The 20,758-nt window shown below is 70.0% G+C and carries 20 protein-coding genes; 10 read left to right on the forward strand and 10 right to left on the reverse strand.

Translation table 11 applies throughout. From position 1 onward, the window contains the following. Nucleotides 1-27: 27 nt before the first annotated feature. The 3 genes from F4553_RS18340 to F4553_RS18350 all read right to left on the reverse strand — a co-directional run bounded on the left by F4553_RS18340 (nt 28) and on the right by F4553_RS18350 (nt 3,575). A complete protein-coding gene (locus F4553_RS18340) occupies nt 28-2,049 on the reverse strand; it encodes a thioredoxin domain-containing protein (protein WP_184837653.1) in 2,022 nt (673 codons plus the stop codon). Nucleotides 2,050-2,124: 75 nt separating this feature from the next. Then, nucleotides 2,125-2,475: a hypothetical protein gene (locus tag F4553_RS18345; protein ID WP_184837655.1), complete on the reverse strand. Its 351-nt coding sequence runs from the start codon at nt 2,473-2,475 to the stop codon at nt 2,125-2,127. 116 nt (nt 2,476-2,591) lie between these two features. Further along, nucleotides 2,592-3,575 (reverse strand): helix-turn-helix domain-containing protein, encoded by a 984-nt coding sequence (locus tag F4553_RS18350; protein WP_184837656.1) that lies wholly within the window; start codon nt 3,573-3,575, stop codon nt 2,592-2,594. Between the two features lie 181 nt (nt 3,576-3,756). Here F4553_RS18350 and F4553_RS18355 point away from each other — a divergent pair, with 181 nt between their 5' ends. Beyond that, nucleotides 3,757-3,966: a hypothetical protein gene (locus F4553_RS18355; protein WP_184837658.1), complete on the forward strand. Its 210-nt coding sequence runs from the start codon at nt 3,757-3,759 to the stop codon at nt 3,964-3,966. Nucleotides 3,967-4,267: 301 nt separating this feature from the next. On the opposite strand, the gene F4553_RS18360 is transcribed toward F4553_RS18355, so the two are convergent. Further along, nucleotides 4,268-5,629 carry a CBM96 family carbohydrate-binding protein gene (locus F4553_RS18360; RefSeq protein WP_312875252.1) on the reverse strand — a complete coding sequence of 454 codons (1,362 nt, stop codon included), beginning with the start codon at nt 5,627-5,629 and terminating at the stop codon, nt 4,268-4,270. A 190-nt stretch (nt 5,630-5,819) separates the two neighbouring features. On the opposite strand from F4553_RS18360, the gene F4553_RS18365 reads away from it, so the two are divergent. From F4553_RS18365 to F4553_RS18380, 4 genes are all read left to right on the forward strand, one after another. Continuing rightward, complete coding sequence (locus F4553_RS18365; protein ID WP_184837662.1) at nt 5,820-7,082, forward strand: MFS transporter; 1,263 nt, start codon at nt 5,820-5,822, stop codon at nt 7,080-7,082. Next, nucleotides 7,079-8,077 carry a TolB family protein gene (locus tag F4553_RS18370; RefSeq protein WP_184837664.1) on the forward strand — a complete coding sequence of 333 codons (999 nt, stop codon included), beginning with the start codon at nt 7,079-7,081 and terminating at the stop codon, nt 8,075-8,077. The genes F4553_RS18365 and F4553_RS18370 overlap by 4 nt, the downstream gene beginning before the upstream one ends. Before the next feature lie 45 nt (nt 8,078-8,122). Beyond that, nucleotides 8,123-8,908 (forward strand): GNAT family N-acetyltransferase, encoded by a 786-nt coding sequence (locus F4553_RS18375; RefSeq protein ID WP_312875253.1) that lies wholly within the window; start codon nt 8,123-8,125, stop codon nt 8,906-8,908. Nucleotides 8,909-8,991: 83 nt separating this feature from the next. Continuing rightward, nucleotides 8,992-9,483: an anthrone oxygenase family protein gene (locus tag F4553_RS18380; RefSeq protein ID WP_184837666.1), complete on the forward strand. Its 492-nt coding sequence runs from the start codon at nt 8,992-8,994 to the stop codon at nt 9,481-9,483. On the opposite strand, the gene F4553_RS18385 is transcribed toward F4553_RS18380, so the two are convergent. After that, nucleotides 9,480-9,986: a DUF2269 family protein gene (locus tag F4553_RS18385; protein ID WP_184837668.1), complete on the reverse strand. Its 507-nt coding sequence runs from the start codon at nt 9,984-9,986 to the stop codon at nt 9,480-9,482. The genes F4553_RS18380 and F4553_RS18385 overlap by 4 nt on opposite strands. A 57-nt stretch (nt 9,987-10,043) precedes the next feature. Here F4553_RS18385 and ilvA point away from each other — a divergent pair, with 57 nt between their 5' ends. Next, nucleotides 10,044-11,264, forward strand: coding sequence for a threonine ammonia-lyase (ilvA, locus tag F4553_RS18390; RefSeq protein WP_184837670.1), 1,221 nt, complete (start codon nt 10,044-10,046; stop codon nt 11,262-11,264). An 83-nt stretch (nt 11,265-11,347) separates the two neighbouring features. Here the strand turns inward: ilvA and F4553_RS18395 are convergent, their stop codons facing one another. The 3 genes from F4553_RS18395 to F4553_RS18405 form a co-directional block, all read right to left on the reverse strand. Then, entirely contained in the window at nt 11,348-12,253 is a 906-nt protein-coding gene (locus F4553_RS18395; protein ID WP_184837672.1) for a hypothetical protein, read from the reverse strand. 135 nt (nt 12,254-12,388) lie between these two features. Further along, nucleotides 12,389-12,880, reverse strand: a complete 492-nt coding sequence (gene greA, locus F4553_RS18400) for a transcription elongation factor GreA (RefSeq protein ID WP_184837674.1) — start codon at nt 12,878-12,880, stop codon at nt 12,389-12,391. Between the two features lie 84 nt (nt 12,881-12,964). Beyond that, nucleotides 12,965-13,402, reverse strand: coding sequence for a DUF4307 domain-containing protein (locus F4553_RS18405; protein WP_184837676.1), 438 nt, complete (start codon nt 13,400-13,402; stop codon nt 12,965-12,967). Between the two features lie 78 nt (nt 13,403-13,480). On the opposite strand from F4553_RS18405, the gene mca reads away from it, so the two are divergent. The 3 genes from mca to F4553_RS42465 all read left to right on the forward strand — a co-directional run bounded on the left by mca (nt 13,481) and on the right by F4553_RS42465 (nt 17,290). Continuing rightward, nucleotides 13,481-14,359, forward strand: a complete 879-nt coding sequence (gene mca, locus F4553_RS18410) for a mycothiol conjugate amidase Mca (RefSeq protein ID WP_184837678.1) — start codon at nt 13,481-13,483, stop codon at nt 14,357-14,359. Beyond that, the gene (locus F4553_RS18415; protein ID WP_184837680.1) at nt 14,356-14,556 is read left to right on the forward strand and encodes a hypothetical protein; all 201 of its coding nucleotides are present in this window, start codon (nt 14,356-14,358) and stop codon (nt 14,554-14,556) included. Before mca ends, F4553_RS18415 begins: the two co-directional genes overlap by 4 nt. Before the next feature lie 238 nt (nt 14,557-14,794). Continuing rightward, nucleotides 14,795-17,290 carry a putative bifunctional diguanylate cyclase/phosphodiesterase gene (locus F4553_RS42465; protein WP_221469941.1) on the forward strand — a complete coding sequence of 832 codons (2,496 nt, stop codon included), beginning with the start codon at nt 14,795-14,797 and terminating at the stop codon, nt 17,288-17,290. 124 nt (nt 17,291-17,414) lie between these two features. On the opposite strand, the gene F4553_RS18425 is transcribed toward F4553_RS42465, so the two are convergent. Together F4553_RS18425 and F4553_RS18430 are read right to left on the reverse strand one after the other, a co-directional pair. Further along, entirely contained in the window at nt 17,415-18,815 is a 1,401-nt protein-coding gene (locus F4553_RS18425; RefSeq protein WP_376776225.1) for an amidase, read from the reverse strand. Between the two features lie 32 nt (nt 18,816-18,847). Further along, entirely contained in the window at nt 18,848-19,987 is a 1,140-nt protein-coding gene (locus F4553_RS18430; RefSeq protein WP_184837685.1) for a cystathionine gamma-synthase, read from the reverse strand. A 23-nt stretch (nt 19,988-20,010) separates the two neighbouring features. Here F4553_RS18430 and msrA point away from each other — a divergent pair, with 23 nt between their 5' ends. Then, the gene (msrA, locus tag F4553_RS18435) at nt 20,011-20,670 is read left to right on the forward strand and encodes a peptide-methionine (S)-S-oxide reductase MsrA (RefSeq protein WP_184837687.1); all 660 of its coding nucleotides are present in this window, start codon (nt 20,011-20,013) and stop codon (nt 20,668-20,670) included. Nucleotides 20,671-20,758 lie beyond the last annotated feature (88 nt).

The following is a 20,758-nucleotide window of genomic DNA, read 5'->3' on the forward strand; positions in this document are numbered from 1 at the left end:
ATGTCCGAATAGCCAGGACAAAGGATGCTATTGGGTGAGAACTGTCGTAAGGTCGACAGCCGTCGTCACCGGACGATCACAGACAAAGCCCCGGCAGACGTACGCGGTGGGCGTACCCCCCAGCATGGGACGACCCGCGAGGAGCGGGACGCCCGGCTTGTCGGTCTCGCCCACGACGATGACCGCACCCGGCGGTGCCAGCCTGATCGCGGTGGCGACGAGCTCGTGCGCCGGGTCGTCCGTGACTATGGCGATCTCGACCGGACCGCTGAGCAGGGCCTCGGCCGCTGCGGCGGACGCGCCCGCGAAGCGCGGATGCCGTGCGATCAGCGGGGCCACCCGGGCCAGCGCGGCCTCGGCGACCTCACGGTGCAGGCTCGACCCGGCGAGCGCGGAGTAGGTCACCAGCGCGTTGACGACCGAACCGAGCCCGCTCGGCGTCGCGTTGTCGGTCGGATCGGCGGGCCGCGTGACCAGCTTCTCCGCGTCGTCGGCCGTGTCGAAGAAGCCGCCGTCGCCGTCACCGAAACGGGTGATCGCGATCGTCAGCAGCAGCTCCGCGCGGGACAGCCACCTCGGATCGCCGGTGAGCTGGTGCACCGCGCAGAACGCCTCGGCGAGGCAGCCGTAGTCCTCGAGCACCCCGGCGGGCTGGCCGACCGTGCCGCCGAGCGAGACCCGCCGCAGCCGCACGTCGCCGTCGGACTCGACCAGGTGCACCCTCGCCAGCAGGGACGCGGCGCGGACCGGCGCGATCAGCTCCGCCGGCGACCAGCCGTGGTCGACGTCCATCGCACCCTCGACCTGGACGTATTCACACATCGCGGTGATCGCCATCGCCGCCCAGGACGCGATGACCTTGTCGTCGGTGGCCGGCTGCGGGCGCTGCTCGCGGGCGTCGGCGAGCGCCCGGCGAACCTTGCGCCAGCGCTCCTGCACCTCGGGGCTCGCCTCGTCGATGTCACGGGCCAGCCGCAGCACGCTGCTCCCGTGCTCGAAGGTGCCCTCCGCCGTCACCTCGAAGAGGTCGGCCGCGAACGCGCCGTCCTCCTCGCCGAGCACCTCGACGAGCTGCGCGGGCGTCCAGACGTAGGTGGTGCCCTCGACCCCGTCGGTGTCGGCGTCCCACGACGAGAAGAGGCCGCCCTCCGGCGTCGTCATCTCGTGCACCAGGAAGCCATAGGTCTCCCCCGCGATCCGGCCCGCCATCGGATCGCCGGTCAGCCGCCAGAGCTGGGTGTAGACCCGCAGCAGCAGGGCGTTGTCGTAGAGCATCTTCTCGAAGTGCGGCACGGTCCAGTGGCCGTCGACCGCATAGCGGTGGAAACCGCCGCCGACCTGGTCGTAGATGCCGCCACGGGCCATCGCCTCGGCGGTGTGGCGCACCACGTCGAGGACGGATTCGTCCCCGGTGCGCTGGTAGTGCCGCAGCAGGAAGTGCAGCGCCAGGTGCGGCGGGAATTTGGGTCCGCCCTCGCCGAAACCGCCGTACCGTTGATCGTGCGACCGCGTCAGTGCCGCCGCGGCCGCCCCGAGCACCTCCGCCGTCACCGGCTGACCCGGCCCGATCACGCCCGGCGTGATCGCCTCGACGACGGCGGCACCCTGCTTGACGATCTCCTCGCGCTGGTCGCGCCACGCCTCGCCGACCGCCAGCAGCAGCTTGCCGAACTGCTCGCGCGGGAAATAGGTCCCGCAGAGGAACGGCGTGCCCTCGGGGGTCGCGAAGACCGTCATCGGCCAGCCGCCCTGGCCGGTCATCGCCTGCGTCGCGGCCATGTAGACGGCGTCGACATCGGGGCGCTCCTCCCGGTCGACCTTGATCGCCACGTAACCAGCGTTGGCGATCGCGGCGATGCCCTCGTCCTCGAAGGACTCGTGCGCCATGACGTGGCACCAGTGGCAGGCCGCGTATCCGACGGAGATCAGGACCGGGACGTCCCGGCGCTTCGCCTCCTCGAACGCCTCGTCACACCACGGCCACCAGTCGACCGGGTTGTCGGCGTGCTGCAGGAGATAGGGCGAGGTAGCGCTACCGAGCCGATTCACTCGGCCACTCTCCCACACCGCTTCCGGCGGTGCTGCCGGTGTCCCAGCGAACACCGGCAGCACCCACCAGCGGAACTACTGCCAGTACTGCAGGCAGTTGAGGGTCATGCCCGTGTTCACCGACGTACCGTTCGGCCGGGTGTAGGTGACCCCGATCGAGAAGCGCAGGTTCGCCGCGCACTGGCCGTAGAGGCTGCTGTGGCCGTTGCCCGCGGCCACGACCGACCCGTTGTACTTCCAGACCTGGTTGGTCAGCGGACCGGCGTCCAGAATGACGCAGGTGTAGTGGTAGTAGCCGCCGGACTCGCACTCGAGCAGTCCGGCCGGGTTGATGCGGGCGCTCGCGGGCGAGGACATGGCCACGGCACCGACCACGGCGAGTGTGGTGGCCGCCAGCGTGGCCCCGAGACGCGACAACATGCGCATGGTGACTTCTCCTCCGGTGAGACATTGATTGCGGGCCCTGAAATTAGCCAGCCACATGTGTCCTCACCAGGGATTTGACAGGGCAGCAACCGGTCGTTGCCGGTTTGTGCCAGCGGTCAGCCTTCGGCGCGTACCCATCCGCGTCTTGCCGCATGGACGCCGGCCTGGAACCGGCTTTCCGCAGCGAGCCGCTCGACGGCGAGGGAGATGAGCCGGCGCACGGTCCGCACCGAGAGGTCCAGCCGCCGCGCGATGGTCTCGTCCTTGTGGCCCTCGGCGAGCATCGCGACGATCCGGTGCAGCCGGTCCTCCTGCGCGTCCCACGCCTCCCCCTGCCCGTCGAAGGGCTGGGCCGCCTGCCACAGGGTGCGGTGCAGCACGATCAGCGGCTGGACCAGGGCGGGGCTGTGCAGCACGAGCGCGCCGCGGCCGGGCGACTCGGTGTCGACCGGCACCACGGCGGTCTCGCCGTCGATGACGAACAGCAGCACGGGCGGGTCCGGGTGCAGCCGCACCTCGTCACCGGCCGCGACGACCTCGCCGAGGTACTCCCGCATGGCCTCGCTGATCTGCACCGCGGTGGAGAAGATGGATCTGCTGCGCACGCCCCGGGCGCGAGTCAGCTCGTCCATGGACCGGCTGGCGGCCAGGGCGCGACGCGACGGCGCCGGTCCGGGATTGACGGTCCAGACCTCGCGCCGAGCGGCGACGGCGAGCTGATAGAGCCGCGAGCGCACCGCGTCGGCACCGATGACCTGCTCGATCAGGCCGCCGAAGACCTCGCTGCGGCCGTTGACGAATTCGGCCACGAGGTCGGCGACGCCGCCGCGAAGGTCGGCCAGGGCCGCCCGCCGCGCCTCCAGGGCCGCCTCCTCCTGCGCGATGAGGAGCTCCAGCGCCCGCTCCGGGGGCTCCACCCGGAACCTGCGCCCCTTGGCCTGGTGCGGCGTGACGAGGCCGCGCTCGATGAGTTCCGCGACGGCCGCGTCGGCCGGGCCGTCGAGCGCCAGCGTCAGCGCGCTCGGGTCCAGGCCGGGATCGGCCAACAGGAGGGAGTACGCGGACTCGGCCTGAGCCGATATGCCGAACGTCTCGAACATGCCGCCTCGCAGACTTCGACCGGGCACGACGCGGCGCCGCATGATCGTGTCGGCGCCGACACTTTCGCACCATACCCATGGATGGCCACTTATGGACATGGCCCCTTGTGGCAGTCGGTTCCACTGGATCGGAAGGCCCCGAATCCCGATACTCGGATGGCTGGACGCGGAGGAGAAGACGATGGGTGCACCACGACGTACGCCTGGCAGCAAGACCATCCGGCTGATCGCCATCGCGGTCGCCGGGGTGCTCACCGCGGTCATGACTGCGACGCCGGTGCGGGCGGACCCGCCGCAGTGTCCGCCGCTGGCCCAGCGCAACCCGCCACCGCCGCCGCAGCTGTGCATCCAGCCGTGGGTCTGGCCGGACGACGACCGGCCGGCGCCGTGATCCGGTGTCGTCGTCCGTCGACGTCGCCATGCCCCCCCGCGTGACAGCGGCGATGTGCAAGATCGTGCTTCTTCCCGGAAGTAGTCCCCACGGAGCCTGTCCGTAGGGGCTACTTCCGGGAAGAAGCACGATCTTGCAGGCTGGTAGGGGCAGTTTCCTGGAACCTGCGCGATCACCGCCGAGCCTTCGAACCTCGGCGGCGCTTGATCGCACCATCTTCGGGGAAGAAGGTGCGATCAAGGTGCATGATCACACCTTCTTCCCCGAAGATGGCCGGACCTTCCAGCAGCAGCCGCCGCCGTCAGTGGCAGTTGTTGGTGCCGCTGTCGGCGTAGGTCTTGCCCGCCTGCGGCACGAACTGCCAGTCGTAGCTGTTGGCGTGCAGCGTGAACTTCAGAACGCCCCACGTGTCGCTGTTGCGGGCCTCGCTGTTCGCCTGGATCGTCCCGAACCCGTAGAAGCCCGCGCCGCCCATACCCGCCACGAACGACCGGATCCCGCGCGTGTTGTCGAGCCCACCCGACGGGTTCATCGGCGCGAACCGCTCGTACTGGTGGTTGTGCCCGGTCACCACGACGTCGGCGTTGTAGTCGTAGAGCGCCTGGTAGAGCGGCCGGGTCGAGGTCGAGGGGGCGTGGTTGGCACCGGAGGTGAAGAGCGGGTGGTGCCAGTAGGCCAGCGTGCACGACTTCGCCGACGCGGCGAGGTCGGCGCGCAGCCACTGCTCCTGCGCCGAGCCGGCCGACATGCTGATGTTGGAGTTCAGCGAGACGATGTGCCAGTTGCCCAGGTCATAGGAGTAGTAACCCCGTCCCGACGGTCCGGCGACGGAGCCGTAGTAGCTGTAGTACCCGGTCGCGCCCGACGTGTTGTAGTCGTGGTTGCCCGGCGCCGGACGGGTCCGGGCGAGGTGCCTGCCCCAGGTCGGCGCGTAGTAGGAGTTGAACTCCGACAGCGTGCCGTTGGTGTAGACGTTGTCGCCGGCGGTGAAGACGGTGCCCGCGATGTTGTCGAGCAGCGCGGCGGTGGCCGTGTCACCCGAACCGGAGTCGGCGATGTCGCCGGCCCCCACGAGAACCGGGTCACCTGAAGGCGGAGAAACCGACGGGGACGGCGACGGCGTCGTGCCCGTGGTGATCACGAGCTGCGGCGCGTCGGCCCCGCTCTCCCGGGTGTCGTAGTAGGCACCGTCGCTGTTCGACGAGGTCGCGCCGAAGCTGAAGGTGCCGTTGCCGGTGACGTACGAGGTGACCGTCACCTCGTACCAGGCGTCCTTGGTGACCGACCCGAGCGTGCCGAGAGTGGCCCCGAGCGCGGGCTGGTTGTTCCAGTTGGTGCCGGTCTCCGTCCAGGTGTTGCTGGCGACGGCGCGGAAGGTGCCGCCCGCGACGCTGCCATCGTTGCCGCTGATCGTGCGCAGCCGCAGCTTGGCGCTGGTCACCGTGCCGGTGACGCCGGTGACGGTGAAGCGCAGGAAGGAACGCCGGACCGGCGAGTTGTCGACGACGATCTGCGCCGACGTGCCGTAGTTGGTGGTCGCGGTGTCGCTCTGGACGTAGGTGTCCGCGACCGGGGTGAACGTGGCCGTCGCGGCGGCGGCGGGAGCGCTCGTCGTCAGCACGGCGGTGGCGGCGATCAGCACGAGCGCGGAGCCCGTGGTCACTGCCAGTCGAATGTGGCGGTTGCCCATCCGGCAGTCCCTTCATGGTGGGGGTTTGTCGGAAGGAATTTAGGGAACTGGATGAACCACTCGCCCAAGACTGGGTAAACGTTCGGGGGCGACACCGATTGTTCACCTGGTGCATGTCGAGCGATGGTTGTCCGCACATCGATGGTGAACACAGGATGTCCGCGTGTACCTGTCGACGATCAGCCGGCCGACGACGGAGCCGACCGAGGGGCAGCCGCGTCGTCGCAGGCTCATCGCGATCAGCGCCAACGTCTTCGCCCTCGGCGCGGTCAGCCTCGTCACCGACATCTCGTCGGAGATGGTGAGCGCCGTCCTGCCGCTCTACCTCGTCCTCGGCCTGCAGCTCAGCCCGATGGCATACGGCGTGATCGACGGCGTCTACACCGGAGCGACGGCGGTGCTGCGGCTCGTCGGCGGCTACCTCGCCGACCGGTTCCGGGGGCGCAAGGTGATGGCGGGCATCGGTTACGGCATCTCCGCCGTCGCCAAGCTGGGCCTGCTCGCGGCGGGTCGCTCCGTCACCGGCATCGGCCTCGTCATCGCCGCCGACCGGATGGGCAAGGGGCTGCGCACGGCACCGCGCGATGCCCTGATCACGCTCTCCACCCCGCCGGAAGCGCTGGGCCGGGCCTTCGGGGTGCACCGGATGATGGACAGCTTCGGCGCCTTTCTCGGCCCGCTCGTCGCGCTCGGGGTGCTCGCGGCGGCGGGCGGCTCCTATGACGCGGTCTTCGTGACGAGCTTCTGCGTCGCGGTCCTCGGTGTGGTCCTGCTGGTCCTCTTCGTCCGCGACCGCCACGATCCCGGCCCGTCTCCGGTCCGGGCGGTCCGCCCGCGCGAGGCCCTCACACTGCTCCACACCCGGCCGGTACGCCGACTCGCGCTCGCCGCCTGCCTGCTCGGTCTCGCCACGATCGGCGACGGCTTCGTCTTCCTGCTGCTGCAGCGGCGCGAGGAGCTGAGCATCGTCTGGTTCCCCCTCCTCGCCGTCGGCACCAGCCTCGCCTATCTGCTCCTGGCCGCCCCGATGGGCGCCCTCGCCGACCTGGTGGGCCGGGTGCGGGTGCTGATCGGCGGCTACACCGCCCTCGTCCTCGCCTACCTGCTGCTCTTCGGCCCGCTCGGCGGCTGGCCGATGCTGGTGCTGACACTGGGCCTCTACGGGCTCTTCTACGCCGCGACCGACGGGGTGCTGATGGCTCTCGCCGGACCGGTCCTGCCGGAGCGCCTGCGGACGACCGGGATCGCGCTGATCCAGACGGGTCAGGCGCTCGCCTACCTCGTCTCGTCGGTCCTGTTCGGCGCCGCCTGGCAGGTCTGGGGTCCGGCTGTGGCGAGCCGGATCGCCGCGGCAGCCGTCGTCCTGGCGATCATCGCCACCGTGTTCCTGCTGCTCCGCCCCGCCGCCGAGGAGTTGCCCGCGTGACCGCGCTCTCCACTCGCGGCCGGATCGTGATCGCCGCTCTCGCCACCGTGGTGCTCGCCGCGGGTGCGGTCGGCTACATCCGGATCGCCGCGGCGAAGGAGCCCGTGCCGGTGGCGTCGAGCCACGTCACGCTGAGCCCCGGTCCGCGGCTGCTGGTCAGTACGGGTCGGCACCTCGCGGTGATCGACAGCGGGACCGGTGTGCGGACCGTGTCGGCGCTGGAGTGCGTACGCGTATATGCAGCCGCCGGCACCGGCTCCTGCCTGCGCCCGCAGTCGCCCTGGGCCTATGAGCTGGTCGTGCTCGACGCGGACCTGCGCGAGCAGCGGGTGATCCCGCTGCCGGGCCTGCCCAACCGGACCCGGGTCTCGGCGAGCGGCCGGATGGTGGCGTGGACCACCTTCGTCGGGGGCGACTCCTACAACAGCGGCGGATTCTCCACCCGCACCGGCATCCTGGACACCCGGACCGGCGCGCTCACCAGCACGCTGGAGGGGTTCGCGGTCACCATCGACGGGCGGCCGCACCGGGCGGCGGACGTGAACTTCTGGGGCGTCACCTTCACCGCCGACGACAACCGCTTCTATGCCACGCTCGCGACCGGCGGCAAGCGCTACCTGGTCGAGGGCGATCTCGCCGCCCGCACCCTGCGTACGCTCACCGAGAACGTCGAGTGCCCGTCGCTCTCCCCCGACGGGACCCGGATCGCCTTCAAGCACGCCGTCGACGGCGACCCGACGAAGGGGTGGCGCCTGTCGGTGCTGGACCTGGCCTCGATGCGGGTCACCCCGCTCGCGGAGCCGGCGAGCGTCGACGACCAGCCCGCGTGGCTGGACGACGCCACGATCGCCTACACCCTGCGCGGCAGCTCCGGCGACCCGAACGTCTTCAGTGTCCCCGCCGACGGTTCCGGCGCACCGACGCTGCTAGCCGCCGACGCCGAGTCCCCCGCCACCCTGTCCCCCACCCCGCTCCAAGACCGCCGCAACTCTTGAAGAGTTGGTGTCATCGCCCGCCGCCCTTCTCGTTACGCTCCGGCAGTGGCATCACCCGACAGCCCGGCCCTGCGCAGCGTCCACGACCGTGCCGAGCTGGCAGCGATCTTCCTCACCGACCCCGCCCTCTACGCCTATGAGCTGGGCGACCTCGACGACTTCTTCTGGCCCTACACCACCTGGTACAGGCGAGGTGACGACGTCGCCCTCGTCTATCACGGCTCGGGCGAGCCGACGCTGCTCGCCATCGGCCGCCCCGACCAGGTCACAGGCCTGACCGAGCTGCTCGCCGAGCTGCTGCCGCTGCTGCCGCGCCAGGTCTACGCGCACATCACCGCGGGTGCGGAGAAGGCGGTCGAGAGCCGCTTCCGGGTGGAGCCGAGCGGGCTGCACCTGAAGATGGCGCTCACCGACCCGTCCCGCCTCGGTGCGGGCCCGGCCGATGCGGTGCTGCTGACCCGCGTCGACCTGCCCGAGCTGCTGGAGCTCTATGCGACTGCCTACCCGGGCAACGGGTTCGATCCGCGGATGATCGACACGGGGCAGTATGTCGGCATCCGGCGCGGCGGTGCGCTGGTCGCGGTCGCGGGGGTGCACGTGTGGTCGCCCGCCTATCGGGTGGCGGCGCTGGGCAACGTGACCACCCTGCCCGAGCTGCGCGGTCAGGGCGTCGGCAAGGCTGCCGTCACGGCGCTGTGCCATCACCTCGCGGCGACGGTGGACCACGTCGGGCTCAACGTGAAGGCCGACAACGCCGCCGCCGTCGGCCTCTACGCCGGACTCGGATTCACCGTTGTGGGTGAATACCACGAGCTCATGTTGAGCTCATAGGAGTGATCTGCCCGGCGGTGGGGTAAGCGGGGCGGCATGACGCATACACCGCTTTCGATCATCATCGCCCCGGGGCGTGCCGCATGACCGCCTTCCAGACCGTGGTGCTGATCGCCGCCACGATGACCGTCGGCCTCGCGGCCGGGCTCTTCGCCGCCTTCGCCTACTCGGTCATGCCGGGATTGGACAAGGCGGGCGACAAGACCTTCACCGAGGCGATGCAGCAGATCAACAATGCCCTGGTCAACGGGTGGCTCGTGCTCATCTTCGTCGGCGGGGCGGTCTTCACGCTGCTGATCAATGCGCTCTACCTCTTCGGCGACGGCGGGGACGCGACACCGTGGCTCATCGCGGCACTCGTGCTCTACCTCGTCGCGGTGGTCGTGACCTATGCGGTGCACGTACCCCTGAACAAGCAGATCACCGAGGACGGCGGCCCGAGCGAGCGCGCCGCGATGCGCGACCGCGTCGAGGGCCCCTGGGCCGGCTGGAACGTCGTCCGGGCCGTGAGCTCGACCGCCGCCTTCGGCTGCCTCATCTGGGCGACGGTCCTCCACGGCGCGATGATCTTCTAGAACGGCCGGATCGTCATCAGCATCGTGATGATCGCGAAGACGAGCAGGACGAGGAGCCCGGCGCCCGAGACCCGGCCGGTCAGGGCGTCGAGCTCCTCCTTCGTCTTCAGGTCGGTGCCGGTGGCGGTGAGCGAGACCGGCTGCGCCGGGTCCTCCTCCTCGGGGCGGATCAGCACCCCCGCCTCGACCATCCGGGCCGCCTTGCGCAGCGCGGGCACGACGTAGACGAAGACGACACCGAGCGCGACGACATAGAGCGTGGTCGAGACGATGATCCACGGGTCCCGGAAGGAGTACCTCGCCGACGACGACATCGTCGCGAAGCCCAGCAGGGCGGTGAGGATGGAGCCGAGGCCGTAGACGTTCATCTGGTTGGCGGCCACCCGCACGCCGTCGGCGCTGCGGCGCTGGATCGCCCGGCGGCCGACGAACGGCGCCACCATCAACGGCCCCACCAGAAGCACGGCGCTGAGCACATGGAGCGCGTCGAGAAATGTCGTCATGCTTTGGGATGATATGCCCGATGTGCTCGAAGGCGCGGATGGTGGGACGATCAGCGGGTGAACCCGGAGCTGATCACCATCGACGACATCTACCGTGCTCGCGACCTCCTCCAGGGGATCATCCGCTTCACCCCGCTCGAACCGAGCCGCCCGCTCACCGCCATGCTCGGCGGGCCGGTCTGGCTCAAGTGCGAGAACCTCCAGCGCGCCGGGTCATACAAGGTCCGCGGCGCATACACCCGGATCGCCCGGCTCACCGCCGACGAGCGGGCCCGCGGCGTCGTCGCCGCCAGCGCGGGCAACCACGCGCAGGGCGTCGCGCTCGCCGCCGCCGCCAACGGCGCGCGGTCCACGGTCTTCATGCCGGTGGGCGCGCCCCTGCCCAAGGTCGCCGCCACCAAGGGGTACGGCGCAGCCGTCGAGCTGGTCGGCGCCACGGTGGACGAGGCGCTCGTCGCCGCACAGGAGTTCGCCGAGCGGACCGGCGCGGTCTTCATCCACCCCTTCGACCACGCCGACGTCATCGCCGGGCAGGGCACGGTCGGGTTGGAGATCCTCGAACAGTGCCCCGAGGTGCGCACCATCATCACCGGCGTCGGGGGCGGCGGCCTCATCTCCGGCCTCGCCGTGGCGGTCAAGACCCTGCGACCGGACGTTCGCATCATCGGCGTGCAGGCGACCGGTGCGGCGGCCTTCCCGCCGTCACTCGAAGCCGGCCGACCGGTCAAGCTGCCCGGCCTCTCCACGATCGCCGACGGCATCGCCGTCCTGCGCCCCGGCGACCTGACATACGCACACGTCAGCAAGCTGGTGGACGAGGTCGTGACGGTCAGCGACGAGGAGATCTCGCGTACCCTCCTGATGCTTTTGGAACGCGGCAAGCTGGTGGTGGAACCGGCCGGGAGCGTGGGGGTCGCGGCACTGCTCGCCGGAGTGGTGCGGGTGGAGACGCCGGCCGTGGCGATCCTGTCGGGGGGCAACATCGACCCGCTGCTGATGCTGCGCGTCATCGAGCACGGCCTGGCGTCGGCCGGGCGGTTCCTGCGTTTCACGGTGCGCTGCGCCGACCGCCCGGGACAGCTCGCCTCGCTGCTGGCGCTCATCGCCGAGCAGCGGGCCAACGTCGTCGACGTGGCGCACCAACGCCACGACCCGCACCTGCGCCTCGGCGAGGTCGCCGTGGACCTCTCGGTGGAGACGCGCGGCTCGGAGCACTCGGACCGGCTCCTGTCACGTCTGCGCGAGGCGGGCTACACCGTCGCCCTCGCCGCGGCGTAGCCGAGACTGCGGCCCGGCTGAACGAAAAGGCCGCCGGTGTGTCCGGCGGCCTTTCGTAGAACCTGTCTAGCGGCTATGCCGGGTCAGCGGGTCGGCGCGGGACGCCGCGGCTGGAGGCCGTGGGCACCCTTGGCGCCCTTGACACCCTTGGCCTTCATGCCGGTGCTGACGAACTCGTCGTTGAACTGCGAGTAGTAGTCGCTGACGACGAAGCCCACGATGTCGATGATGACGCGAGCGGTGCCGGTGACCTTCACCCGGAGGAGGCGCTCGTAGTCGATCGTCGTCTGGGTGAAGTTGGCGATGCCGACGCCCTTGACGTAGTTGATCGACGAGTTGCCCGGCCAGTCGTCGCCCTCGCCCCACAGCGCGGCGTAACCGGCGGCGGCACCCACGACGGTGAGGTTGGCCTGGACGGCCATGACACCGTAGTTCAGGGTGAAGATCTCGGAGAGGTCGATCACCAGCGACGGGTTGTTACCCGCCACCGGAATGGCGTTGCCGGGGCTGGAGGTGACGTTGCCCGACGCCAGCCGCGCGACGAAGTCGGGGTTGGCGGGAGTGGCGCCGTGGGCCACCGTGAAGTAGGAGTCGAAGTACCGGTACGACTGCATCGGCACCACCATCGTCGCCCAGGTCGGCGAGTAGAGCATGTTGACCTGCTTGGCGCCGGAGACCCCGTCGGCGAAGCCGACCGTGCTGACGTCACCGTACTTGTCGACGACGACGCTGCCGACATCCTCGGCCGACGTGAGCGAGCTGTTGGGGGACGGCGCGATCCGCAGAGCCGGACCATCGGGGCTGGTGACCACCAGCGCGGTCTCGCTGGCGGTGCCCGTGATGATCGTCGGGCCGAGGCTTCCGGCCGCCGCCGCCGGAGCAGCGTTGACCGCGGTCACCACGCCCGCCGCACCGAGGCCGGCAGCGACGGTGCCGGCGCGGCGGAGCAGGCGACGACGGTTCAGCTCGGGAGTTGTTTCTTCTTGCATGAGTGTGGGGTGTCCCTCCGTGTGGATGGCCGTTTCACCGGCCTGAGCCAGCTTGCCAAAACCTGCTGGCACTGACAACCCACCATTTGTGCAGCTTCGCGACAATGAAGCCGACGCAGGACCCACCCGACCAGGTCAGCCCGCGTACGGCTCGAACTTGACGACCGTCACCTTGATCTGCGAACCGCTCGGTGCCGTGTAGCTGACCGAGTCGCCCGGCGAGGTGCCCAGAATGGCCTTGCCCAGGGCGGACTCGGGGCTGTAAACGGTGAGGTCGGTCGTCGCCGAGATCTCCCGCGAGCCGAGCAGGAAGGTCTCGCTGTCGTCCGCGTCGTCGTCGAAGTAGATCGTCACCACGGTGCCCGGTGCGACCACGTCGCTCTCCGCCGCCTCGCCGACCCGCGCGTTGCGCAGCAGAGTCTGGAGGTAGAGGATGCGCGCCTCGGCCTTGCCCTGCTCCTCGCGGGCGGCGTGGTAGCCGCCGTTCTCCCGGAGGTCGCCCTCCTCGCGACGAGCATTGATCTCCGCCGCGACCGCGCCCCGGTTGGCGATGTGCTCATTCAGCTCAGCCTGAAGTCGGTCGAACGCGTCCTGGGAAAGCCAGGTCTCAGGCGTCGTCGCGGTCACGGCGGGCTCCTTGCGGTTGGTCGGCACTGCGGCCGAGGGCGATAGGCGAAACGTCAAACTTACCAGTGACCTACGCCACTGTGGTTAACGCAGTGTTGCGCCGCTTCCGGCGGGGACGCAACCCTCGACTTCGCCGGTGACCGGTCGGTCACTCGTGACGAGGCGATGCGTCGCCACCGTGCGGGCCGGATCGACCCCAGCATCGACGACTATCATATCCCGGCCCACCTCGACACCCGCCGCATTACGCGCCCGCACGATGCACGAGGCGGACGCACCGGCCGGGATCCGGACGATGAACTCGACCGAGACCTCGCGGTCGGCCAGGGAGAACCTGGTGACGGCGGAGCTGTAGTCGGTGTCGCCGTAGGCCTGGTAGAGGCGCACCCCGATCCACCCGGTCATGGCGAGCATGATCACAGCGAGAACGCCGATGAGCAGCCTGGACGTGGGCTTACCGGAGCGTCGCCGACCGTAACGACCGGGCGGGAAGACCGGCGCGGTGACGGGTGTCTCAGTCATGACAGCGGATCCTCCTTCGCGAGTGTCGGACGGGCCAGCGACAATGTCCTTGAGCATTCTCGCACCCGAGGAGATCCGATGACCCAGCAGCTTCGCCTGATGGCTGTGCACGCCCACCCGGACGACGAGTCGAGCAAGGGGGCCGCGACGATGGCCCGCTATGTCCGCGAGGGTGTCGAGGTGCTGGTCGTGACCTGCACCGGAGGCGAGCGCGGCGACATTCTCAACCCCAAGCTCGCCGACGACCCCGAGGTGCTCGCCAACATCGCGGACATCCGCAAGCAGGAGATGGAGCGCGCCCGGGAGATCCTCGGCGTCGACCAGGCCTGGCTGGGCTTCGTCGACTCCGGCTGGCTCGAGAACTACGACCCCGCCAACGCGTCCGACCTGCCCGAGGGGTGCTTCGCCCGCGAGGAGATCCCGGTCGCGGCCGAGCGGTTGGTCCGGCTCATGCGCGAGTTCCGCCCGCACGTCGTCCTGACCTATGACGAGCACGGCGGCTACCCGCACCCCGACCACATCCAGTGCCACAACATCAGCGTCGCGGCGTTCGACGCGGCCGGCGACCCGGAGCAGTTCCCGCAGGCGGGCGAGGCGTGGCAGCCGCAGAAGCTCTACTACCACATCAGCTTCACCAAGGCACAGTTCCTCGCCATGCACGAGGCGTGCCTGGCGGCCGGCATCGAGAGCCCCTATGGCGAGCGCCTCGAGGACTGGCCGGACGAGTGGGACAAGGGCAAGCGGATCACGACGCGCATCGAGTGCGGGGAGTATTTCGCCCTCCGCGACGAGGCCCTCAAGGCCCACGCCACGCAGATCGACCCCGACGGCCCCTGGTTCCGTGCTCCGCTCAACATCCGCCTGGCGGCCTGGCCCACCGAGGACTACGAGCTCGCCAAGTCGTTTGTGGAGACCGAAAAGCCGGAGTCAGATCTGTTCGCGGGGGTGCGGTCATGATCGCTGAATTCCTCGCCGACCCCAACAACTTCGGTGACACCCGCTCGGGCGGGCTCGCCGGACCGATGGGGCTGCTCATCATCGTGGTGCTCGGCGCGACCACCGCATTGCTGATCCGCAATATGAGCAAGCGCATCAAGCGGCTGCCAGACTCCTTCGACCAGCCCAAAAGCGACCCGGCGAACCCCGACGGATAGTCACGTTCCGGCAGAAACGGCTCCTCGAGACTGTTTTTCGGGAGCCGTTCGTCGTAGCCTTCCACCGGGACGCATGTGACGTCACGAGCACGCATGCGCCCGAATACGAGGATGGCTTCCCTGGCAACGATTCCCGCCAGGACCACCCTCACAACTGAGGGGGTGCGGCGTGGCGCTTGACTCCAAGTCGCCAACGGCCGCCCAGGCACACTCCACCGTGGATGCCTGGGCTCGCCGCGTGTTCCGCATTTCCGGCGCTGCGGACCTGCCACAGGCGGCTCGCTGGCTCGTCCTCATCACCTTCCTCGGCGGTCTCGCCGCTGCGGTCGGCGGATTCGTGATCTCGCCGATCAGCGCGTGGGACGACTTCGCGATCGTGGTCGGCCTCGTCTGCATCTCCCAGCTGGGCCGGCTGCGGATGCCGATCGGGCGCACCACCTTCAGCACCGGCTGGGGCGAGGCCGCGCTGATCGTCTCGCTCTACCTGGTGCCCGCGGGCTGGGTGCCCGCCGCCGTCGGGCTGGGCGTGATCCTCGCCAAGGTGCTGTTGATGATCTCCACCGACGAGCCCCGGTCGCTCGTCGATCTGATCCGCAGCTCCGCCTCGCTGACCCTCGCCTCCGCGCCGGCCGTCGTGGTCGCCGAGTGGCTCTCCAACCCCAGCGGCGCCACGCTCAACAGCGAGGTCGTGGTCGGCCTGGTCGCCGCCGCCCTCGTCTACTTCACGGGCACCGCGATCCTGCTCGGCCTGCATTTCCGCATCCGCGACGGCCTCCCGATCGGTGCCTTCCTCAAGCGGGCCCTCAGCAGCGGCAGCACGCTGATGATGATCGGCAACCTCGTCGTCGGCCTGATCATCTTCGGCCTGCTCGAGAACGACCGGCGCTGGCTCATCTCGCTGCCACCCGTGCTGTGGCTGCTGCAGCAGACCTACACGCACCGGCTGCGCGACTCGCAGGAACGTCAGGGCTGGCAGGAGTTCGCCTCCGTCACCAAGGCCCTGCAGCGGCACTCCGAGGAGCCCCGGATCGCCGAGTCGGGCGTCGAGGGCGCGCTGCGTCTCTTCGACGCGACCGAGGTCGAGCTCGACGTGCTGCAGCTCGAAGGCGGCTTCCTGCGCTATTCGCGCCACCCCGGCGATCCCGCCGCGACCGTGACCAAGCTGCCGATCCGGCCCACCGTCGCGGGCGACCCGATGACCGTCGCGCGTGACCTGGAGTTCGCGGGCGGCCCGGTCGGCACGCTGACACTGCGCTTCGCCAGCCCGGCCGCGATGCGCCCGCGCGACCACTCGGCATTCGCCGCCTTCACCGACGCCCTCGCGGTCGCCCTGCACGACGCCGCGACCCATGCCGCCCTGCGCCGCGCCACCGACCAGGTCGCCGACGACTCCGTGCGCGATCCCCTCACCGGCCTGCTCAACCGGGGCGCGCTGCTCCAGCGGGGTGACGAGACCCTCCGCGGCCTGCCCCGAGGGCTCCCCGTCGCGCTGCTCCTGCTCGATGTCGACAACTTCAAGGAGATCAACAACACGCTCGGCCACCTCGCCGGTGACGAGCTGCTCCAGATCGCCGCCAACCGGCTCAGTGACCTGGTGAGCGACTCCGAGATCCTGGCCCGCCTCGGCGGCGACGAATACGGGCTGCTCCTCACCGACCTGCCGGACGACGAGCCCGGCGGCGGCGCCCCGCTGCGCCAGGCGATGCGGCGGGCCCGCCGGGTCGCGGCTGCGCTCGCCGAGCCGGCCGAGGTCGCCGGGGTGACCGTCTCCACCGAGACCGCGATCGGCGTCGTCGCCGCGGTCGCCGACCGCATCGACATGTCCGAGCTGCTCCGCCGCGCCGACATCGCGCTGCACGAGGCGAAGGAGGGCGGCACCCGGGTCGTCTCCTACGCCGCCTCGCAGGACGAGGCGAGCACCGACCGGCTCGCGCTCGTCGCCGAGCTGCGCAGTGCTCTCGATGTCCACGACCAGATCGTGCTCGCGCTGCAGCCCGCGATCGACCTCGCCACGGGCGCTGCGACCGGCGTCGAGGCGCTCGTGCGCTGGCGTCACCCGAGGCGCGGCAAGCTCAACCCGATCGACTTCGTCCGCACGGTGGAGGCGAGCGAGCTCCTCGGCCCGTTCACCCGCTACGTGATCGACAAGGCGCTCGCCTCGGCCGCCGAGTGGGGCCTCGAAGGCGTCGACGTGCCGGTCTCGGTCAACCTCTCCGCCCGCAGCCTGCTCGACCCCAAGCTGCCCAGCGACGTCGCCGAGCTGCTCAAACGCCATCAGGTGCCGCCGCGCCGACTCGTCCTGGAGATCACCGAGACCGTGGTCATGAGCGACCTGCGGGTCATCGACGAGGTCCTCGGCGAGCTGCGCGAGCTCGGGGTGCAGCTCTCCGTCGACGACTTCGGCACCGGCTACTCCTCGCTGACCTTCCTCACCCGCATCGCGGTCGACGAGGTCAAGGTCGACCGCAGCTTCGTCCGCGCGATGGCCGACTCGCCCGAGGCCGCCGCGATCGTCCGCACCACGGTCGACCTGGGCCGGCAGCTCGGCCTGCGGGTCGTCGCCGAGGGCGTGGAGACCCACGAGCAGCGCCGCGAGCTGACCCGGCTGGGCTGCACGGCGGCGCAGGGCTTCCACTTCTTCCGCCCGATGCCCGCCGACGAGATCACCGCAGCGCTCCGCAGCCTTCCGGAGCAGCCCACACCGGACAAGGCAGCCGAGTCCACCGGGGTCTGATTCGCTTTCGCTTCATGCTTCGCGGCATCCCGCCGGTGCCCGCGATCCGGCTGCGCCGACACCGCGGCAGGATCGCGAACCAGCGGATCGCGGGATGCCGCCCGCGTCGCCGGAGGCGGCGCCGTCAACGCGGCCAGCCCGGGGCGTGGCGCTGCCAGGGGGCCTGGAGTTCGAGCTGTCCGGCGATCGACAGGAGCAGGAGTTCGCTGCCGGGCGGGCCGACGAGCTGGACGGCTGACGGGATGCCGTCCGGGCGCACCCCGACGGGGACCGTCATCGCGGGCAGGCCGGCGATGTTCCAGGGGGCCGCGAAGGGCGCGTACTGCATGCTGGCACGCATGTTGGCGGTCCAGGAGCGGCTGTGCCAGTCGAGGGCCGCGGGCGGCGTGGTGGCGAGCGCAGGCGTCATCAGGACGTCGTAGCCGCCGTCGGTGAAGAACGCGATGCTGCGCTCGCGGAAATCGGTGCGGTCGGTCTCGCGTACATAACCTCTGCGCCAGGACCACTCCCCCAGCGCGATGTGGCGGCGGGTGCGGGCCTGGAGCGTGGCCGGGTCGATCCCGGCCGCGGCCGCGTCGCGCCAGGCCGCGGCGAACCACGTGGCCATGCCACGAAGACCGAGACTGCTCGGGTACGCCGGGTCGGCCCCCACGATGGCGTGGCCCGCGTCGCGCATCATTCCGGCGGCGGTGTCCACGGCTTCCCGGTTGGGTGTGTCGGCGGTGATGCCACGCACGGGTGAGCGCAGCGAGACGGCGACCTTGAGCGCGCTCGGCGGCGTGAGCTTCACGGCGTCCCGACCGGCGAGGACGGCGAACCCGACCGCCGCGTCGGCGACCGTGGTGGTGAGCATCCCGTGCTCCACCAGCCCGAACCAGTCGTCGGCGCCCATCTGCGCGGGCACCACGCCACGGCCGGGCTTGAGCCCGAGCAGCCCGCAGCAGGCGGCGGGGATGCGGATCGAACCGAGCCCGTCGTTGCAGTGCGCGATCGGCACCAGCCCCGCCGCGACCGCTGCGGCGGCACCACCCGATGAGCCGCCGGGAGTCCGGTCGAGCTGCCACGGGTTGCGGGTGACGGCCGTCTCGTCGTCGGTGACCGCCCAGAGCCCGAGCTCCGGCATCCTGGTCAGCCCGACGACGACGGCACCGGCACCGCGCAGCCGCCGGACCACCTCGTGGTCGGCCTCGGCGATTCCGCTCGACGCGGCGGCCGATCCGTTCCAGGTGGCGGAGCCCGCGACGGCGGTGTTCTCCTTCACGGCGATGGGTACGCCGGCGAGCGGCAGGTGGCTCAGCTCCGGCTGGTCGTCGACCTTGGCGGCCTCGGCGGCGGCCTCGGCCGGGCGGAGGACCCGGAAGGCGTTGAGCTCGGCGTCGTGTGCCCGGATCTGGTCCAGGTGATCGGCGACCACCCTGGTCGCGGAGGTGTCACCTCGGCGGACAGCTCGGGCGATCTGCTTCGCGGTCGCGCCGACCCAGGTCTCGGCCATGCCCTGATCCTCCCGAACGGTAAGGGCGCCCATCCATATTGGATGGACGCCCGAAACCGCCAGGATCAGCCTCGCAGTGCCTGATCCAGATCAGCGAGCAGGTCGTCGGCGGTTTCGATGCCGACTGAGAGTCGCACGAGGTCCCCCGGGACTTCAAGCGCAGAGCCCGCAACACTCGCGTGGGTCATCTGTCCAGGGTGCTCGATCAGGGATTCGATGCCGCCCAACGACTCGGCGAGGGTGAAGAGCTTCGTGTTGTTGCAGACCGCGATCGCCCGGTCCGTGTCGCCGAGCCGGAAGCTGATCATGCCGCCGAAGCGGCGCATCTGCTTCACGGCGACCTCGTGCCCGGGGTGGTTCGGCAGCCCCGGGTAGAGGACCTGCGTCACCTTCGGGTGCCCGACCAGGAATTCCGCGATGCGCTCGGCGTTGTCGCAGTGCCGCTCCATGCGTACGGCCAGGGTTTTGAGGCCCCGCAGGGTGAGCCACGCGTCGAACGGACCGTTGATCGCGCCCATCGCGTTCTGGTGGAAGGTGAGCCGCGATGCGAGGTCGCTGTCGTTGACGACGAGCGCACCACCGACCACATCGGAGTGACCGCCGACGTATTTCGTGGTCGAGTGCACGACCACGTCCGCACCGAGCGCGAGCGGCTGCTGGAGGTAGGGCGAGGCGAAGGTGTTGTCGACGACGAGCAGCGCACCCGCGTCACGGGCGACCCCGGCGAGCGCCGCGATGTCGGCGATGCCGAGCAGCGGGTTGGTCGGCGTCTCGACCCAGATCATCTTCGTCTCGGGCGTCACCGCCGCGCGGACCGCCTCGACGTCGGAGAGCTTCGCGGCCGTCCACGAGACCCCCCACACCTGGGCGACCTTGGCGAAGAGCCGATAGGTGCCGCCGTAGGCGTCGTCGGGGATGACCACATGATCGCCCGGGCGGCAGACCGTCCGGATCAGGGTGTCCTCGGCCGCGAGACCGCTGGCGAACGTGAGACCCCTCGAACCTCCCTCGAGGGCGGCGAGGCACTCCTGGAGGGAGTCGCGGGTCGGATTGGCACTTCGGGAGTACTCATAGCCCAAACGGGGAGAACCGACGGCATCCTGCGCAAACGTGGATGTCTGGAAAATGGGCGGGATCACCGCGCCTGTTCGCTCGTCCGGTTCCTGGCCGGCATGGATGGCGAGCGTCTCAAAGCCAAACGTCATGCCCGCCACGCTACCTTTAAGGGATGTTCCTTCGGCGCAAGAAGCTCGACCTGCCCACGTCCGAAGAGGCGCTTGTCGGCCGGTCCGTTCCGATCACCGTCGCTCCGACCCATACCGTCCTCGGCACACCCATGACCGGACCCTGGCCCGACGGCTTCGAGGTCGCCGTCGTCGCCATGGGCTGCTTCTGGGGTGCCGAGCGCATCTACTGGAAGCTCAAGGGCGTCCACTCCACCTCCGTCGGGTACGCCGGGGGTATCACCCCCAATCCGAGCTATGACGAGGTCTGCAGCGGCTACACGGGGCACACCGAGGTCGTGCAGATCGTCTTCGATCCGGCGGTCATCTCGTACGAGCAGATTCTCAAGGTCTTCTGGGAGAACCACGACCCGACGCAGGGGATGCGCCAGGGGAATGACGTGGGGACCCAGTACCGGTCGGGGATCTATACGACCACCGACGAGCAGCTGCGGGTCGCCCTGGCGAGCCGGGACGCGTTCGCGCCGGTGGTGGCCCGGGCCGGCCTCGGCGAGATCACCACGGAGATCGCGCCGCTGGGGACCTACTACTACGCCGAGGACTACCACCAGCAGTACCTCTCGGACAGCAAGAACCCGGACGGCTACTGCAACATCGGGCCCAACGGCATGAGCTGCCCGGTCGGCGTAGCGAAGACGCCCTAACCACCAGATCTTGAGTAGTTTCCGCCGTTATGGCAGCGGAAACTACTCAAGATCTCGACGGCGTGGGGTTCCAGCGCGCCTGCGGTAG

The organism is Allocatelliglobosispora scoriae (assembly GCF_014204945.1).
Classification (GTDB): domain Bacteria; phylum Actinomycetota; class Actinomycetes; order Mycobacteriales; family Micromonosporaceae; genus Allocatelliglobosispora; species Allocatelliglobosispora scoriae.

Excerpts from the sequence above, each read along its gene's own strand:
- F4553_RS18345 (WP_184837655.1), bottom strand. The coding sequence starts at position 2,475 with ATGCGCATGTTGTCGCGTCTCGGGGCCACGCTGGCGGCCACCACACTC.
- F4553_RS18350 (WP_184837656.1), bottom strand. The coding sequence starts at position 3,575 with ATGTTCGAGACGTTCGGCATATCGGCTCAGGCCGAGTCCGCGTACTCC.
- F4553_RS18355 (WP_184837658.1), top strand. The coding sequence starts at position 3,757 with ATGGGTGCACCACGACGTACGCCTGGCAGCAAGACCATCCGGCTGATC.
- F4553_RS18380 (WP_184837666.1), top strand. The coding sequence starts at position 8,992 with ATGACCGCCTTCCAGACCGTGGTGCTGATCGCCGCCACGATGACCGTC.
- F4553_RS18385 (WP_184837668.1), bottom strand. The coding sequence starts at position 9,986 with ATGACGACATTTCTCGACGCGCTCCATGTGCTCAGCGCCGTGCTTCTG.
- F4553_RS18395 (WP_184837672.1), bottom strand. The coding sequence starts at position 12,253 with ATGCAAGAAGAAACAACTCCCGAGCTGAACCGTCGTCGCCTGCTCCGC.
- F4553_RS18405 (WP_184837676.1), bottom strand. The coding sequence starts at position 13,402 with ATGACTGAGACACCCGTCACCGCGCCGGTCTTCCCGCCCGGTCGTTAC.
- mca (WP_184837678.1), top strand. The coding sequence starts at position 13,481 with ATGACCCAGCAGCTTCGCCTGATGGCTGTGCACGCCCACCCGGACGAC.
- F4553_RS18415 (WP_184837680.1), top strand. The coding sequence starts at position 14,356 with ATGATCGCTGAATTCCTCGCCGACCCCAACAACTTCGGTGACACCCGC.
- F4553_RS18425 (WP_376776225.1), bottom strand. The coding sequence starts at position 18,815 with ATGGGCGCCCTTACCGTTCGGGAGGATCAGGGCATGGCCGAGACCTGG.
- F4553_RS18430 (WP_184837685.1), bottom strand. The coding sequence starts at position 19,987 with ATGACGTTTGGCTTTGAGACGCTCGCCATCCATGCCGGCCAGGAACCG.
- msrA (WP_184837687.1), top strand. The coding sequence starts at position 20,011 with ATGTTCCTTCGGCGCAAGAAGCTCGACCTGCCCACGTCCGAAGAGGCG.